General features: G+C 60.7%; 18 protein-coding genes. 11 read left to right on the forward strand and 7 right to left on the reverse strand.

The features are described from left to right. Positions 1-148: 148 nt before the first annotated feature. Entirely contained in the window at positions 149-955 is an 807-nt protein-coding gene (locus tag SGN16_RS08485) for a TatD family hydrolase (protein ID WP_335945342.1), read from the reverse strand. 239 nt (positions 956-1,194) lie between these two features. On the opposite strand from SGN16_RS08485, the gene SGN16_RS08490 reads away from it, so the two are divergent. The 3 genes from SGN16_RS08490 to SGN16_RS08500 all read left to right on the forward strand — a co-directional run bounded on the left by SGN16_RS08490 (position 1,195) and on the right by SGN16_RS08500 (position 3,707). Beyond that, on the forward strand, positions 1,195-2,613 hold the full coding sequence (locus tag SGN16_RS08490) for a transglycosylase SLT domain-containing protein (RefSeq protein ID WP_210643526.1): 1,419 nt from the start codon (positions 1,195-1,197) through the stop codon (positions 2,611-2,613). 100 nt (positions 2,614-2,713) lie between these two features. Beyond that, positions 2,714-3,148 (forward strand): DoxX family protein, encoded by a 435-nt coding sequence (locus SGN16_RS08495; RefSeq protein WP_018603042.1) that lies wholly within the window; start codon positions 2,714-2,716, stop codon positions 3,146-3,148. Positions 3,149-3,398: 250 nt separating this feature from the next. Beyond that, the gene (locus SGN16_RS08500; RefSeq protein ID WP_210643527.1) at positions 3,399-3,707 is read left to right on the forward strand and encodes a class I SAM-dependent methyltransferase; all 309 of its coding nucleotides are present in this window, start codon (positions 3,399-3,401) and stop codon (positions 3,705-3,707) included. A 39-nt stretch (positions 3,708-3,746) separates the two neighbouring features. Here SGN16_RS08500 and greB read toward each other — a convergent pair whose 3' ends face one another. From greB to SGN16_RS08515, 3 genes are read right to left on the reverse strand one after another with little or no spacing between them, the layout of a single operon-like run. After that, on the reverse strand, positions 3,747-4,244 hold the full coding sequence (gene greB / locus SGN16_RS08505; protein WP_210643528.1) for a transcription elongation factor GreB: 498 nt from the start codon (positions 4,242-4,244) through the stop codon (positions 3,747-3,749). A gap of 34 nt (positions 4,245-4,278) precedes the next feature. Beyond that, complete coding sequence (locus SGN16_RS08510; protein WP_210643529.1) at positions 4,279-6,783, reverse strand: ABC transporter permease; 2,505 nt, start codon at positions 6,781-6,783, stop codon at positions 4,279-4,281. Beyond that, a complete protein-coding gene (locus tag SGN16_RS08515) occupies positions 6,783-7,466 on the reverse strand; it encodes an ABC transporter ATP-binding protein (protein ID WP_210643530.1) in 684 nt (227 codons plus the stop codon). Before SGN16_RS08515 ends, SGN16_RS08510 begins: the two co-directional genes overlap by 1 nt. Before the next feature lie 10 nt (positions 7,467-7,476). On the opposite strand from SGN16_RS08515, the gene SGN16_RS08520 reads away from it, so the two are divergent. The 3 genes from SGN16_RS08520 to SGN16_RS08530 all read left to right on the forward strand — a co-directional run bounded on the left by SGN16_RS08520 (position 7,477) and on the right by SGN16_RS08530 (position 9,630). Then, positions 7,477-8,082 (forward strand): arylesterase, encoded by a 606-nt coding sequence (locus SGN16_RS08520; RefSeq protein ID WP_210643531.1) that lies wholly within the window; start codon positions 7,477-7,479, stop codon positions 8,080-8,082. Positions 8,083-8,137: 55 nt separating this feature from the next. Further along, complete coding sequence (locus tag SGN16_RS08525) at positions 8,138-8,431, forward strand: hypothetical protein (protein ID WP_003183788.1); 294 nt, start codon at positions 8,138-8,140, stop codon at positions 8,429-8,431. A gap of 227 nt (positions 8,432-8,658) precedes the next feature. Further along, positions 8,659-9,630 (forward strand): L,D-transpeptidase family protein, encoded by a 972-nt coding sequence (locus SGN16_RS08530; RefSeq protein WP_210643532.1) that lies wholly within the window; start codon positions 8,659-8,661, stop codon positions 9,628-9,630. 122 nt (positions 9,631-9,752) lie between these two features. On the opposite strand, the gene oprI is transcribed toward SGN16_RS08530, so the two are convergent. After that, entirely contained in the window at positions 9,753-10,004 is a 252-nt protein-coding gene (gene oprI / locus SGN16_RS08535; protein ID WP_003199355.1) for an outer membrane lipoprotei OprI, read from the reverse strand. A 636-nt stretch (positions 10,005-10,640) separates the two neighbouring features. Here oprI and SGN16_RS08540 point away from each other — a divergent pair. Further along, positions 10,641-10,922 carry a GNAT family N-acetyltransferase gene (locus SGN16_RS08540; RefSeq protein WP_003183779.1) on the forward strand — a complete coding sequence of 94 codons (282 nt, stop codon included), beginning with the start codon at positions 10,641-10,643 and terminating at the stop codon, positions 10,920-10,922. Positions 10,923-11,002: 80 nt separating this feature from the next. Here SGN16_RS08540 and SGN16_RS08545 read toward each other — a convergent pair whose 3' ends face one another. Further along, on the reverse strand, positions 11,003-12,079 hold the full coding sequence (locus tag SGN16_RS08545; RefSeq protein ID WP_210643533.1) for a 3-deoxy-7-phosphoheptulonate synthase: 1,077 nt from the start codon (positions 12,077-12,079) through the stop codon (positions 11,003-11,005). A 268-nt stretch (positions 12,080-12,347) separates the two neighbouring features. Here SGN16_RS08545 and SGN16_RS08550 point away from each other — a divergent pair, with 268 nt between their 5' ends. The 4 genes from SGN16_RS08550 (at position 12,348) to cysB (ending at position 15,910) form a co-directional block, all read left to right on the forward strand. Next, positions 12,348-13,301 (forward strand): putative 2-dehydropantoate 2-reductase, encoded by a 954-nt coding sequence (locus SGN16_RS08550; protein ID WP_210643534.1) that lies wholly within the window; start codon positions 12,348-12,350, stop codon positions 13,299-13,301. Between the two features lie 21 nt (positions 13,302-13,322). Next, complete coding sequence (locus SGN16_RS08555; RefSeq protein WP_210643535.1) at positions 13,323-14,228, forward strand: 5'-nucleotidase; 906 nt, start codon at positions 13,323-13,325, stop codon at positions 14,226-14,228. Positions 14,229-14,324: 96 nt separating this feature from the next. Continuing rightward, positions 14,325-14,825: a universal stress protein gene (locus tag SGN16_RS08560; RefSeq protein WP_210643536.1), complete on the forward strand. Its 501-nt coding sequence runs from the start codon at positions 14,325-14,327 to the stop codon at positions 14,823-14,825. Positions 14,826-14,935: 110 nt separating this feature from the next. Continuing rightward, a complete protein-coding gene (cysB, locus tag SGN16_RS08565) occupies positions 14,936-15,910 on the forward strand; it encodes an HTH-type transcriptional regulator CysB (protein ID WP_210643537.1) in 975 nt (324 codons plus the stop codon). An 11-nt stretch (positions 15,911-15,921) separates the two neighbouring features. Here the strand turns inward: cysB and SGN16_RS08570 are convergent, their stop codons facing one another. After that, positions 15,922-16,404, reverse strand: a complete 483-nt coding sequence (locus tag SGN16_RS08570; protein WP_210643538.1) for a GreA/GreB family elongation factor — start codon at positions 16,402-16,404, stop codon at positions 15,922-15,924. Position 16,405: the final 1 nt, after the last annotated feature.

Consider the following 16,405-nt stretch of genomic DNA (forward strand, 5'->3'; position numbering starts at 1 on the left):
GGTGCCATTATTCTGCCGCTACTCAGGCGCCGGGATTTTGATGTGGGTCAACAGACAACACCGAGCCCAGGTTTTTGATGTGGTTCAATAAACAGCAAGGATCCCTTGTGGGAGCGAGCCTGCTCGCTCCCACAAGGGATCTATGTGATCAGGAGATCGTGGGCAAGCCGAAAAACGCCCGGGCACACGCCGTGCTGTGGGCCGCCAGGTCTTCCAGGGTTTCGCCTCGATGCAAGGCGACTTCCCGCAAGACTTCTGGCAAATAGGCCGGTTCGTTACGACCATTCTTGGGTTTTGGCCGCAGCGTACGGGGCAGCAGGTACGGCGCGTCGCTTTCGAGCATCAACCGACCGCGAGGAATTTCGCGCACCAGCGGGTGCAGGTGCGTACCCCGGCGTTCATCGCAGATCCACCCCGTAATGCCGATGTGCAGGTCCAGGTCGAGGTAGCTGAACAGGGCCTTTTTTTCACCGGTAAAACAATGCACCACCGCGGCCGGCAACTGGTCGCGAAACTCCCGCAGGATTTCCAGCAGACGCTGGTCGGCATCCCGTTCGTGAAGAAAGACCGGCAGTTGCAGCTCTACCGCCAGGGCGAGATGTTCTTCCAGGACTTTTTCCTGCTGCGGGCGGGGGGAGAAGTCCCGGTTGAAATCCAGCCCGCATTCACCCACCGCGCGGACGCGGCTTTGCATCAGCAAGTCCTTGAGATGCCGGGTGCTCTCGGCGCTCCAGTCGCTAGCGCTGTGGGGATGGATACCAGCGGTGGAAAAGAGCCGTTCGCCGCTGTCGTCGAGGCGTTCGCACAGCGCCAAGGCCTGTTCGCTGCCCTCGACGCTGGTGCCGGTCAGGACCAGTTGGCAGACCCCGGCTGCATAGGCGCGTTCAAGCACCGCCTGGTGTTTGTCGGCAAAACTGGGGTTGGTCAGGTTGACGCCGATATCGATGAGTTGCATGGTGCTACCTCGGCCCAAAGGCCGGAAAGCATATCAGAGCTGTAGATTTATAAGAAAAGCCAAGAACTACAACGAGTTGAGGCTGTCTGTTAAGGCCGCTAGATAAGTCGGGTTGGTATAAACGCCATCACTGTGCCAGTCTTGCGCACTTTTTCAGCGCCCCAGGTGCTCTGTTTCTGTCGACCCAGCCTCGATTTTTTTCAAAGAAGGCGGTCCGCGGTATTCCTTCCGGAGAGTGGATGACACGTCCCCAGGTGTTGCTACTGTTGTGTTGTTCGCTGTTATTGCCGATGCCGGCCGAAGCGCGGCTGCCTGGACCTGTGCAAGCGGTGGCGCCGGGCACGGTGCGCGACTTGGCGCAGATCCGCAGCAGCCGGGTGTTGAAGGTTCTGGTCAACCAGAGCCGCAACAGCTCCGGCGAAGTCCAGGGCCAGCCCATTGGTGTCGAATATCACCGGTTGCGGGCCTTCGAGCAATACCTCAACGGCCACGCCCGGGATGGCCAGGAAATCACCCTCAAGATCATTCCCAAGGCCAAGGACCAATTGCTCGGCGCCTTGCAGCGCGGGGAGGGCGACCTCGTGGCACCCGGTGAGTTGCTCGATCCCCAGACCGGCCATGCGGTCAGCGCCAGCGATCCGATCCGTACCGGCGTGCCGTTGTTGCTGGTGGGCATCAAGGGTGAGAAGCGCTACACCCGGGTGGAGCAACTGTCCGGCAAGACCCTGGCCCTGCCTAACGGCAGTGCGGCAGGGGATGCGGTCAGCCAGATCAACCAGAAACTCGCGTTGCTCAAGTTGCCACCCGTGAAGGTCGAATGGGTCGACCCCACCTTGGCGGTGGAAGATGTATTGGAAATGGTCCAGGGCGGGATTTTCCACCTGACCATCGTCGAGCAACCTATCGCCGAGCGCTGGGGCAAGATCCTGCCCAAGTTGCGCTTCGATCGTCAGGTGCTGATCGGTGAACCGGGTGATGAGTATTGGTTCGTACGCCGCGATGCCGCCATGCTACGAGCGAGCGTCGACCAGTTCCTGGCGACCTACAAGGTACCGTCCAACCAGGACGCAGCGTTCCTGCGCATCTATCGCCGTTTGTACCAGGTCCACTATCCGCTGGCCCGGGCTGATCGCCAGCGCCTGGAAAAACTGCGTCCGGTGCTGCAAAAACATGCCGAGGCCCAAGGCATGGACTGGCTCAACCTGGCGGCCCTGGCATTCAAGGAGTCAGCCCTGCAGCCCAATGCCCGCAGCGGCAGCGGGCCCACCGGCCTGATGCAGATCACCCCGTCGGCGGCTCAGCGGGTCGGGGTCAATAACATCCAGGACCTGGACGCCAATGTCCTGGCTGGCGCTAAGTACCTGGCCCTGATCCGTCGCAAGTTCTTTGCCAGCCCCAAGCTCAACGAGCGCGAACGCATGGCCTTCGTATTGGCTGCCTACAACATGGGGCCTGAGCGCGTCCAGGGCATGCGGGCCGAGGCCCGGCGGCGAGGGCTGAACCCCAACCAATGGTTTTTCCAGGTCGAGCGCATTGCCATGGAGCAGGTGGGGATGGGCGCCGTCAGCTACGTTAATAGCGTGAACAAATATTATTTGGCGTTTGATCGGGAGCGGGAGTCGCTGGAGCCTCAGGAAAAGGTCGCTCAGCGAAAATGATCGATTAAACTGATTGTTATGTCGAAATTTATCCGCTTTTAACACAAGTTTTTTTGATTAATATGGCGACCAACAACCACACACCTAAGGATGACCCCACATGAGCTCGCTGATCAATAAAGTCCTGTTTACCCGCGCCGGCTATGGCCTGACTGTCCTGCGCATCGTTGTCGGTATCATTTTCGCCGCGCACGGCTCGCAAAAACTCTTCGGCCTGTTCGGTGGCTACGGCCTGGCGGGGACGGCGCAGTGGATGGAAAGCATCGGCCTGACCCCGGGTTATGTGATGGCGACCTTGGCTGGTGGCACCGAGTTTTTCGCCGGGCTGGCGCTGATCATCGGTTTACTGGCCCGTCCGGCAGCATTGGGCCTGGCGTTTCTGTCGCTGGTGGCGATTTTCTCCGTGCACATTGGCAATGGATTGTTCATGGCCAACAACGGTTATGAGTTTGCCCTGGCCTTGCTGGCCGGCAGTATTGCGGTGCTGATCGAAGGCGCTGGCAAGTTGTCGGTCGATCGCGCCATCGCCGGTTGATTGCACGATTTGAATCTCGAGGCCCGTCTTGTACGGGCCTTTTTTATGAGCAGCGATTCTTGACACTGGCCAGTCAGCTTCTCTAGGATGCCGCTCATGCGCCGATTTAAACAGCTACTTGCGGGGCGCCAGGTGACTCATCCAGTTGCCGATAGAAGCCGGAAAGCCGGGCTTCGAAATACCGCTAAAGCGCTGGTTCGGTGTTGCCTCTCACCTGCCATGCAGACTTTTGAGGCAGAGACACGACACGATGAACGCACCCAGCCCCCTTGTACGTCTTGCGCCGATTACGGCGAACCTTCTGCAGCGCAATCCAAAAATTCTCCTGGGCGGTAGCCACCAGCCAACGCTGTTGCGTTATCTCGATGGCTGGCCGCGACGTAGCCACGGGCCGGCAGCTTTCCTGATCCAGTTCATAGAAGACGGTGAGTCACTGGCGCGTTTCGCCGACGACAGTTTCGACCTGGCCGTCATCCAGTCCCCCAGTGCGGCGCAAGCGCCTGAAATGATCCGGCAACTGACCCGAGTTGCACGGCAGGGCTTGATCACTCGTCGTTGAGGTACAGGGCCTCTGACGCGAGGCCGATGGGGCGTGGGGTTACGGGTAAGTGATGTCCACGATGTAGACCCGTTTCTCACCGGTAGGCGTCTGGACGCGAACTTCGGCGTCCAGGGCCTTGCCAATCAGTGCCCGCGCCAGCGGTGAATCGATACTGATCAGGTTCTGTTTCAAATCCAGCTCGTCCGGGCCGACGATGCGATAGCGTGACTCCTTGCCATCCTCATCTTCGACAGTGACCCAGGCGCCGAAATACACCTTGTTGGGGTCGCTGGGTTTTTCGCTGACCACTTTGAGCGCTTCGAGGCGCTTGGTGAGGAAGCGCACGCGACTGTCGATTTCCCGCAGCATTTTCTTGCCGTAGGTGTATTCGGCATTTTCCGAGCGATCACCCTGGGCTGCCGCTTCGCTGACCGCCTGGGTCACTTGCGGACGGCGCACATGCCACAGTTCATGAAATTCGGCGCGCATCCGCGCTTCACCCTCGGGGGTGATCAGCGCGGTGCCGGCGGTGCGGGGTGGACGATAGCGGCTCATGGCAACTTCTTGTGATGACGAAGCCGGGAGTCTATCAACCCTCGCGCAATACTGTCAGCGGGCTGGCATTGAGCGCACGACGGGTGCCAAACACGCCGGCGGCGCCGATCAACAGGGCCCCCACCAGCGGCAATACCAACAGCCACGGATGCGGATGCCAGGGTAGGTCGAAGGCGTAACGGTAGAGCACCAGGCTCACCAGTTCCGAACCCAGGGCCGCGAGCAGGCCGCTGACCGCACCCAGCAAACCGAACTCGATGCGCCGGGCCTTGACCAGCAGTGGCCGCTCGGCACCGAGGGCGCGCAGCAGCGCACCTTGGCGGATCCGTTCGTCTAGGGTGGCCTGCAGGCCAGAGAAGAGCACGGCCATCCCTGCCGCCAGCACGAACAACAACACGTACTCCACGGCCAGGGTGACCTGGGCCAGGATGCTACGCAGTTGTTCCAGCAAGGCTTCGACCTGCAGGATCGTCACCGCCGGGAAGGATCGGGCCAGGTCGACAATTTGCTGGTCGTGACCGGCTGCCAGATAAAAGCTGGTGAGGTAGGTGGCTGGCAGATCCTTCAGGGTACCGGGCTGAAAGATCATGAAGAAATTAGGCTGGAAGTTATCCCAGTTGATCTCTCGCAGGCTGGTGACTTTCGCTTCACGGTTGACGCCACCCACGCTGAAGACCAGGCGGTCGCCCAACTTGATCTTGAGGTTCTCGGCCACTTTGCCTTCCACCGAAACCCCAGGGATATCGTCCGTTGGCTGTTGCGACCACCAGGCCCCGGCCGTGACGACATTGCCCGCTGGCAGGTCGGCGGCCCAGGTCAGGCTCAGGTCGCGTTGCAACGCCCGGTCGCCGGCCGAGTCCTTGGTGACGAACTCTGTGGCCGGCTCGCCGTTGATGCTGATCAGTCGCCCCGGCACCACAGGGTAGAGCGGGGCCGATTGTGCCGACAGCGCCAGCAGCTTGTCGGTGAAAGCCTGCTTGTCATTGGGCAGAATGTTCAGGGCGAAATAGTTCGGGGCGTTTTTCGGCAACTGGTTTTGCCAGGTGTCCAGCAACTCGCCACGTAACAGCGCGATCAACGCCATGGACAACAGGATCAGGCCGAATGCCAGTGCCTGGCCGGCTGCGGCCAATGGATGGCGCAGCAACTGGCCGAGGCCCAGCCGCCAGGGCAAGGAGGCACGGGCCAACAGGCGCCGCAGGCTCTGGAGCAGCAGCAACAGCAGGCCGCCGAGCACCAGCGCGGCAACGACGCCGCCACCGAGCAAGGCAAAGGTCAGCACCAGGTCCAGGCTCAGGCGCCACATGATCAGGCCAAGGGCACCCAATGCCGCGCCGTAGACCACCCAGGTGCTGGAGGGGATGGGCAGCATGTCCCGGCGCAGCACGCGCAACGGAGGTACCCGGCCCAGCGCGGCCAGCGGCGGCAGGGCGAACCCCGCCAGCGCTACCAGTCCGGTACCGATCCCGGCAATTGCCGGTAGCAGGCCGCCCGGTGGAACGGTGGTGGGCAACAGATCATGCAGCAGCGCGAACAATCCCAACTGGGCGATCCAGCCGAGCAGGGCGCCGCTGATGCTGGCCAGCAGGCCCAGCACCGTCAATTGCAGGCTGAACAGCACCATGGTTTCCCGGCGCGACAGGCCCAGGCAGCGCAGCAGGGCGCTGGCATCGAAACGGCGGGTAGCAAAGCGATTGGCCGAGAGGGCGACGGCGACGCCGGACAGCAACACTGCCACCAGGCTGGCCATGTTCAGGTAGCGCTCGGCCTTGCCCAGGGCGCCCCCGATCTGCCGGTTACCGTCGCGGGCATCCTGCAGGCGCTGGTTGGGCTCAAGGCCCGGTTTGATCAGGTCGCGGTAGGTTTGCAGGGCTGACGCCGGGCCGCGCCACAGGTCGCGATAGCTGACGCGGCTGCCAGGCTGTACCACGCCGGTGGCGTCCAGGTCCTGGAGGTTGATCAGGACTCGGGGCGTGAGGCTGTAGAAATTGCCGGCGCGATCTGGTTCGTAGGTCAAGACCCGGCTCAGGCGCAGGGTTTTGTTGCCGACATCGATGCTGTCGCCGATTTTCAGGTCCAGTGCCGTCAGCAGCCGCGCTTCGACCCAAGCCTCGCCGGGGTTCGGTCGGCCACCGGTTTCTTCCGGGGCGAATGGGGCAGGGGCGCTTTTGAGTTCGCCACGCAGCGGGTAGATGTCATCGGCGGCCTTGACGCTGGAAAGCTGGATGCCGTTGTCGGTGGCGACGACGCTGGAGAACTCCACCACCCGGGCATGTTCCAGGCCCAGCTCGGTGCCACTGCGAATTTGTTCGGGACGGGCAGGCGAGCTGCCTTCGAGTAGCAGGTCGGCGCCGAGGAATTCGGTGGCACGCATCATCATCGCGCCGTTGAGGCGGGCGCCGAAATAACCGATGGCGGTACTCGCCGCCACCGCCACCAACAGAGCAAAGAACAGCACGCGCAACTCACCGGCGCGGGCGTCGCGTAGCAATTGGCGGACAGCGAGACTGAACAGGCGCAACAGCGGCAAGCGTGCCATCAAGGCTCCAGGGGCGCGACCATCTGGCCCGCTTCAAGTCGGATCAGGCGCCGGCAGCGATGGGCCAGGCGTTCATCATGGGTGACCAGCACCAGGGTCGTGCCGCTTTCCTTGTTCAATTCGAACAGCAGATCGCTGATGCGCTCACCGGTGTGGCTGTCGAGGTTACCGGTGGGTTCGTCGGCAAACAGTACGTCGGGTTCGGCGGCAAAGGCGCGGGCGATCGCCACGCGTTGTTGCTCGCCGCCGGAGAGCTGGCGAGGCGAGTGGGTCAGGCGCTGGCCCAGGCCGACCCGTTGCAGCAATTCCGTGGCGCGTTCACGGGCATCCCCACGACCGTCCAGTTCCAGCGGCAGCATGACGTTTTCCAGTGCGTTGAGGCTGTCGAGCAATTGGAACGACTGGAAGACAAAACCGACATGCTCGGCACGAATCCGCGCCCGCTGATCCTCATCCAACGCACTGAGGGCCTGGCCGGCGAGGGTCACTTCGCCGCTGCTGGGCAGGTCGAGGCCGGCCAGCAAGCCCAGCAGGGTGGATTTGCCGGAGCCTGATGCGCCGACGATCGCCAGGCTATCGCCTTTGTTCAGTTCCAGGCTGAGTTCGTGCAGGATGGTCAGTTCACCTTCCGCGCTGGGAACCACTTTGCTAAGGTCCTTCGCGGTGAGAATGCTTGAGCCCATGGAGAATCCGATGCGTGTGTGGTTTTTGAGTGCCGGCCTGGCCCTAATGTGCATGGCCCAGAACGCAGCGGCGGGTACAGTCCTGATCGTTGGCGATAGTATCAGCGCGGCTTTCGGCCTGGATACCCGGCAAGGTTGGGTATCGTTGCTCGAGCAACGGCTCAAGGCCGAGGGTTTCGATGACAAAGTGATCAATGCTTCGATCAGTGGCGACACCAGTGCAGGAGGCCAGGCGCGCCTGCCGGCGCTGCTTGCAGCCCATAAGCCGGACCTGGTGGTCCTTGAGTTGGGAGGCAACGATGGCTTGCGTGGACAGCCGCCAACACAATTGCAACAAAACCTTGCTGCGATGATCGACAGCTCCCGCGCCAGTGGTGCCAAGGTACTGCTGCTGGGCATGCAACTGCCGCCCAATTACGGGCGCCGATACACCGATGCCTTCGCCCGGGTCTACAGCAGCCTGGCCGAGGAGAAACAAGTGCCGCTGGTGCCGTTTTTCCTCAAGGACATCGGTGGTGTTCCCGGGATGATGCAAGGCGATGGCCTGCACCCGTCCGTCGCGGCCCAGGGCAAGTTGCTGGAAAATGTCTGGCCGACGCTAAAACCGCTGCTTTGACCTTTTCTACAGGCGGGCTTTCGGCTAATGTGGCGCCCCCGATTTGGAGCCCCCGATGCCGCGCCCAGCCTGGTCCCTGTTTGCCTACCAACTGATCGAGCCTGACGAACAGCTGGATCTGTTCGCCTGCCAGGAAGTGCGGGTGCATCTGGTGACCCGGCAGTTGGAACTTGGCGGCTCGGCCGACCGAACCCTCTGCGGCAGCTTGCTACCGGCCCAGCCGCGTTGGTCGGGGGTTGATCGCAAGATATTCCAGGACCATCGCCTGTGTTCATTGTGCCGGGCGATCCTGGAGTCGCAGAAACGCGGCACCTCGCCGATCTGGCCTGAGCTGCGCTTCGAGTTGTAATCCTCCAGATTCGCAGCGTGCGCACCTCAGGCTTCAATGCTGGCTGACCCACCGCTTTCGCGAGCAAGCCCGCCCCCACAGGGGATTTGCGTTGAATGCCAATCCGGTGAGCACCTCAAAAAATGCTGCGCATCGGACGTCTTATTGGCACTCTCCCCGAAATAACAGGTGGCAGTGTACAATCGCGGTTTTCATACCCCTCTGTTCGATCTGCGAAGGATTTCTGGATGTTGCCGCGCTTGCCTGCCGTCACCCGCTGCTTGTCTCTCGCCGCCCTGTGTATGGCTGGCCCCGTTGCAGCACTGGAGTTGCCCCTGCCACCGCCGGGTGAAGACATCGTCGGCCAGGTGCAGGTCATCAAGGCCAAATACGAAGACACCTTCGCCGACCTGGGCACTACCTACGACCTGGGCTACACGGAGATGGTCGCCGCCAACCCGGGGGTTGATCCCTGGTTGCCGGGCGCAGGCACCGAGATCGTGCTGCCGACCCGGTTCATCCTGCCTCCGGGACCGCGCGAGGGCATCGTGATCAACCTCGCCGAGTACCGTCTCTACTACTTCCCCAAAGGCCGCAACGTGGTCTACACCTTCCCACTGGGGATTGGTCGGGAAGGCTGGGGATCGCCGATCGCCCACACCAGCATCATCGCCAAGACACCCAACCCGACCTGGACCCCGCCGGCCTCGATCAAGGCCGAGCATGCCGCCGACGGTGATCCGCTGCCCAATGTAGTGCCAGCCGGCCCGGATAACCCGCTGGGCCCGTTCAAGTTCACCTTGGGCACCCCGGGCTACCTGATCCATGGTTCGAACAAAAAGTTCGGTATCGGCATGCGTACCAGCCACGGTTGCTTCCGGATGTTCAACAACAACGTCCTGGAAATGGCCGGCATGGTGCCGGTGGGCACGTCGGTGCGAATCATCAACGATCCGTACAAGCTCGGTCTGAGCGGCGGCAAGGTTTACCTGGAAGCCCATACACCGCTGGACGACAAGGGCAACCCGTCGGTGGTGGACAAGCACACTGCGGTGATCAACGCGATGCTCAAGCGTGAGGACATTACCAATAACCAGCGCATGGACTGGGATGTGGTGCGTGACGTGGTGGCTGCCGAAGACGGGCTGCCCGTGGAGATCGCGGTTCCGAGTACTTCTGCGCCGATGGTATCGAGTGCACCGATCGACCTGCAGCAATAACGGTTGATTAGAACCCGCCGATGTTTCGCTACGTCGGCGGGTTTTTTATCGCCTGGGAAAACACCGGGCAAAAAAAAGCCGACCCAAAAATGGGTCGGCTCGATAACAATCCCGAAGGACTATTACTTGCGGCTAGCTTTGTCCAGCATGCGCAGAGCACGCTCGTTAGCTTCGTCAGCAGTCTGTTGTGCTTTTTGAGCAGCAGCCAGAGCTTCATCAGCTTTACGGTAGGCTTCGTCTGCACGAGCCTGGGAGCGAGCTGCTGCGTCTTCGGTAGCAGTCAGACGTGCTTCGGTTTCTTTCGATGCGCTGCTGCAACCGGTAGCCAGAACTGCGGCCAGGGCCAGAGCAGAGAATTTCAGAACGTTGTTCATCGTGTTCCCCTTCAAGGACTTTCTATTAGTGACTGTCTCCTCAGACTGAGGAGTTAGCCGGCGTACATACTACCCATTACTTGTAGTAAGTAAACTGACGTAGCGCAAGAAGCAAAAAAATTGTAGGCGGTGATTCTTTTTCGAGCAACTTTTCTTAGGGTTGTTTAAAAAATATACAGCCTCGAACCCTTGCCTGGAGCGTGCCGGTGAAGAAAAGTTCCGCTCGCAGGAGCACACTTCGAGCCAGCGCTAACGTCGTTGTTTATTGATTCGGCTACACTTTTGTACAAAATTTGCTCAATGCCCCAGGCATCTTTATTGATTATTGGCGGTGACTTTAATAACGCGCGCTCGTCTCAAGACTCAACAACTGGCGATGTTCAGCTATTGCGCCTTGGCCGACTACGGTGCGACAGCGGCGCTCAATCGATAAACCTGACAGGGTTTGCCCCTGTAATGACAGGCGTGCCTTGAGCATTTGCGTCATTGGTGCCTACTATTCACGACGTGCTCGGGTTTGAGCGGTTGGTTTTTTTGCGCTCGGTGACCAGACAGGCACGGGGTGGCGTAGATGTTCCTTCGCCGGAAAAACATCGGTAAGGTAGGGGTCAGCATTCAGACCCGCGAGGAGTAGTGATGAGCGAGGCGTTGTCCATCCACCATGACCAGGCTGGTCATCAGTTCGAGACCAATGTGGACGGTCATCGTGCCTATCTGACCTATATGGACCTGGGTAAACAGACCCTGGATATCTATCGCACCTTCGTGCCCAACGCCTTGCGCGGCCGGGGTATTGCGGCGGCGTTGACCGAAAGGGCGTTGCAGTACGCCGAAGAAATGGGTTACACGGTGATCCCGTCCTGCTCCTACGTGGAGCGCTACATGGAGCGTCACCAGCGGCACGCGGCGAAGCTCTGAGATAACGGATTCCATAAAAAACGCCGGGCTGAAAAGCCCGGCGTTTTTTTATGCGTTGCTTATGTGTCGAAGCAGGCCGATCAGTTGCGCTGGCGCTTAGGCAGCACGTCCTTGAGTTTGGCGTGCATGCTGCGCAGGGTGTTTTCGGTCGTGCTCCAGTCGATGCAGGCATCGGTGATGGAGACGCCGTACTGCAAGTCGGCGAGATCTTTGGGGATCGCCTGGCAGCCCCAGTTCAGATGGCTTTCGACCATCAGGCCGATAATCGACTGGTTGCCTTCCAGGATCTGGTTGGCCACGTTCTCCATGACCAGTGGTTGCAGCGCCGGATCCTTGTTGGAGTTGGCGTGGCTGCAGTCGACCATGATGTTCGGCTTGATCTTCGCCTTGTTCAGCGCCTGTTCACACAGGGCGACGCTGACCGAGTCGTAGTTCGGCTTGCCGTTGCCGCCACGCAGTACCACGTGACCGTAGGCGTTGCCCTTGGTGGTGACGATCGATACGCCACCTTCCTGGTTGATACCCAGGAAACGGTGCGGGCTGGAGACCGATTGCAAGGCGTTGATCGCCACGGTGAGGCCGCCGTCGGTGCCGTTCTTGAAGCCCACGGCCGAGGACAGGCCGGAAGCCATTTCACGGTGGGTCTGGGATTCGGTGGTGCGGGCACCGATGGCCGACCAACTGATCAGGTCCTGCAGGTATTGCGGCGAGATCGGGTCCAGGGCTTCGGTCGCGGTGGGCAGGCCCATTTCGGCCAGGTCCAGCAGCAACTGGCGACCGATGTGCAAGCCATCCTGGATCTTGAAGGAGTCGTCCAGGTACGGATCGTTGATCAGGCCTTTCCAGCCGACGGTGGTCCGCGGCTTTTCGAAATACACTCGCATCACCAGGTACAGGGTGTCGGAAACTTCCGCCGCCAGCACCTTCAGGCGCTCGGCATATTCGTGGGCGGCCTTGATGTCATGGATCGAGCAGGGCCCGATGACCACGAACAGGCGATGGTCGGTGCCGTCGAGAATGTTGCGAATGACTTCCCGGCCTTTGGTCACGGTGCGCAGGGCAGCGTCGCTCAGGGGGATATCGCGCTTGAGCTGGTCAGGCGTGATGAGGGTCTCGTTGGAGGCGACGTTAAGGTCATTGATCGGTAAATCAGCCATCGTGTTACTCGTCAGGTCACGGGTGCCGGCCGCCAGCGATCCCCGCGCGGCGGTGCACAGCGAATGTTAAGCGCGTCGGGGAGCCGAACCTTATCGCGTTACGAGGTGGCTCGACAATGGGCTGAGACCGGTTTAATGCCCTACAGGCTGGGGAAAAGCCTTGAAGAGGGGAGCAGCAACAGATTCGTGACCAGATGTAATGAAGATTGCATGCCATGCCACTCGCGCTGATAGTGTGCAGGGGCCGTTTACCAGAGGAGTTGCAAAGATGCAGGCAGGCGTTAAACCGCGGATCGGGATGATCGGGACCGGTGCGATCGGCGGATTCTATGGGGTGATGCTGGCTCGTGCCGGTCATGACGTGCACTTTTTACTGCGCAGCGAATTCAGTGCCGTGGCCGAAAACGGCTTGCATGTCGACAGCGCGGTTCATGGCGCGCTGACCCTCAACCCGGCCCAGGCGTATCGCTCGGCCGCCGACATGCCGCCTTGCGACTGGCTGCTGGTTGGCGCCAAGACCACCAGCAATGCCGACTTGGCCCCAGCCATCATCCAGGCTGCCGCGGACGGTGCAAAAGTCCTGTTGCTGCAGAACGGCCTCGATGTCGAAGACGAACTCCGTCCCTTGCTGCCTGATTCGCTGCATCTATTGGGTGGCCTGTGCCTGATCTGCGTGCACCGTGTCGGCCCCGGCGTCATCGCCCATCAGGCCCTTGGCGCCGTCAACATGGGTTACCACAGCGGTCCTTGTAACAGCCAGGCGCAACGCATGGCGATTGTCGAGGAGGCGGCGACGTTGTTTCGTGATGCCGGTATCGATTCCCAAGCCATGCCGGACCTGCAACAGGCCCGTTGGCAGAAACTGGTGTGGAACGTGCCGTACAACGGCCTTTCGGTCCTGTTGGGGGCCAGTACTACGCCGTTGATGGCCAACGATCATAGCCGTACGTTGATTCAGGCGCTGATGGGCGAGGTGGTGCGCGGCGCCCAGGCTTGCGGCCACCATATTGCGCCCGGCTACGCCGAGTATCTGTTCGCGATGACCGAGAAAATGCCCGACTACTGGCCGAGCATGTATCACGATTATTCCCACAAGCGTGCGCTGGAGCTGGAGGCGATCTACGGCCGGCCGTTGGCGGCGGCGAAAGCGGTGGGGTGTGAGTTGCCGAAAATCGAAGCTCTGTATCAGGCGTTGGCGTTTATGGACCGACGCAACCGCTGATCGGGCGAAAGGGGGAATGCCGTGGCAAATAACATCGACGACAAACTGGTGCTGGCAATTTCGTCGCGAGCGCTGTTCGACCTGAGCGAAAGCCACAAGGTGTACCTGTCGAGTGGCGTCGAGGCCTATCGGCAATACCAGATCGAGCATGAAGACGAAGTCCTCGCGCCAGGGGACGCCTTCGCCCTCGTGCAAAAACTGCTGAACCTCAACGAACACCTGGGGCGGGCCCGGGTCGAGGTGGTCCTGGTCTCGCGCAACAGTGCCGACACCGGTCTTCGCGTGTTCAACTCGATTCATCACTATGGCCTGGCGATTTCCCGTGCCGCCTTCGTTGGCGGCCGCAGTCCTTACCCTTATCTCAAGGCGTTCGGCTGTGATCTGTTTTTATCCACCCATGCTGAAGACGTGCGCAGCGCGCTGGACGCCGGGTTCGCTGCGGCGACCATTCTGTCGGGCGGTGCCAGCCGCGCCGCCAGCGAAGAACTGCGCATTGCCTTCGACGGCGATGCGGTGCTGTTTTCCGATGAGTCCGAGCGCGTCTATCAGGCCAGTGGTCTGGAGGCGTTCCAGGCCAGCGAGCGCCAGGCTGCCCGCGAGCCGCTGCGAGGCGGGCCGTTCAAGGGCTTCCTGGCCGCACTCAATGCGTTGCAGCGCGAGTTTCCCGAGGACGCCTGTCCGATCCGCACGGCCCTGGTTACTGCCCGTTCGGCGCCGGCTCACGAACGGGTTATTCGTACCTTGCGCGAATGGGATATCCGTCTGGACGAGTCACTGTTTCTCGGCGGCCTGACCAAATCGGCATTCCTGGAAGCCTTCGCTGCCGACGTATTTTTCGACGATCAGACCGGCCACTGCGAACTGGCCCGTGAGGTGGTCGCCACGGGGCATGTGCCCCATGGCATCAGTAATGAAGTGAAGCTCTAACTGCCCGCTGTTCAGGACGTTACACCGCACGTCACGCTCCTCAAGGCACTGCTAAGCTGAATCAATCTCCGCCATCTTGGCACGCGAGGAGGTCACATGATTCGTTCGATGCTGTATGCCACAGACCTGGGGCTCTACGCCCCCTATGTGATGCAGCATGCCTTGGCGCTGGCACGGACGTTCGAAGCCGAGTTGTATGTAGTGCATGCGGTAGAGCCGATGGGGCTGTTCGCCGAATCGGTGTTGCAAAGCTATCTGGATGAACAGGCGCTGAACGAATTCCATCGCCAGGGTCTGAATACGGTGATGGCCAATATCGAGCAGCGGGTACTCGACAGTTTTCGCGAGGAGTTGGGAGAGGGGCAGCAGGACTTGAAGCTGATCAAGTCGGTGAGGGTGTACCAGGGCGATCCTTCGCAAGTCATTCTCGAGCAGGCTGCGAAACTCTCCGTCGACCTGCTGATCCTTGGCAGTCATTGCCAGGGTGCAAGCGTAGAGAGCCCCTTGGGTAGGACCGCCGCACGGGTATTGCAGTTATCCCGGGTGCCGGTCTACCTGGTGCCATTGGTGCAGCGCCGACGGCAGGGTGAGGCTTGAAGCTAAATGATGGCTTCTTATAAAAAGTTCTAGATTTATTGTCGAAACCTTTCATATAGTTATATACCGTCGCTGATGCCCGTGGCGTCCAACTGCTTTGAGGGATACATATGAAGCTTCAACAACTGCGCTACATCTGGGAAGTGGCGCACCACGACCTCAACGTTTCCGCTACTGCCCAAAGCCTCTACACGTCGCAACCCGGCATCAGCAAGCAAATCCGCCTATTGGAAGACGAACTGGGCGTCGAAGTCTTCGCCCGCAGCGGCAAGCACCTGACCCGCGTGACCCCGGCTGGTGAGCGCATCATCACCACCGCTGGCGAGATCCTGCGCAAGGTCGAAAGCATCAAGCAGATCGCTCAGGAATTCTCCAACGAGAAAAAGGGCACCCTCTCGATTGCAACCACCCACACCCAGGCCCGTTATGCGTTGCCTCCGGTGATCAGCAACTTCATCAAGCAATACCCTGATGTGGCACTGCACATGCACCAGGGGTCACCGATGCAGATCGCCGAAATGGCTGCCGATGGCACGGTGGATTTCGCCATTGCCACCGAAGCCCTGGAGTTGTTCGGTGACCTGGTGATGATGCCGTGCTATCGCTGGAACCGCTGCGTCGTCGTGCCTCAGGGGCATCCGCTGGCCAAGCTGCCCAAGCTGACCCTCGAAGCCCTGGCCGAATACCCGATCGTAACCTACGTGTTTGGTTTTACTGGTCGTTCGAAACTCGACGAAGCCTTCAGCCATCGCGGCCTCACTCCGAAAGTGGTGTTCACCGCCGCCGACGCCGACGTGATCAAGACCTATGTTCGCCTCGGGCTGGGTGTGGGCATCGTGGCGAAAATGGCCGTCGACACCAAGCTCGACAGTGACCTGGTGGTGCTGGATGCCAGCGAGTTGTTCGAGTCCAGCGTGACCAAGATCGGCTTCCGTCGTGGCACCTTCCTGCGCGGTTTCATGTGCGACTTCATCGAGAAGTTTGCCCCGCACCTGACCCGGGAAGTCATGGCCAAGGCCATCCAGTGCCACAACAAGCAGGAACTCGAAGAGCTGTTCGACGGTGTCGAACTGCCGGTGCACTAAGCCCCGCCTTTCTAGATCGCCTCGGTGACAGCGAACTGTTGCCGGGCGCCCGCTACGACGATCTCCACTTCATCCCCTTCGAATTTTCCCAACAGGCCTCGGCCCAGTGGCGAGCGAGGGGTGATGACCGTGATCGGCTGGCCCACTAGCGAAACCTTCAGTCCCGCCGCATCCGGTCCCAGGAACAGCCATTGCTGGCGACCGTCCTCATCCTCCAGCCCGATCAGCGTGCCCACCTGAATGCCACGCTGTGCGTCGTATGGCCTCAGCGTCAGGTTTTGGCAGAGGGCCAGGGCCTGGCGGATTTCTTCCACGCGCCTGGCTTGCCCGGCGGCGAGGTAAGACGCTTCCAGGCCCAGCGTGTCGTACTTGTTCTCGGCAATGTTTTCTTCGTGGGTCGCGGTTTCGTAGGCGGTCTGCGCGGCGCGTTCGGCGATGTCGAGATCAATCTTGAGCTTGTCGAGAATCAACTGGTGGACGGTCTGTTTGTTCATG

This window comes from Pseudomonas sp. G166, assembly GCF_037027455.2.
GTDB lineage: Bacteria > Pseudomonadota > Gammaproteobacteria > Pseudomonadales > Pseudomonadaceae > Aquipseudomonas.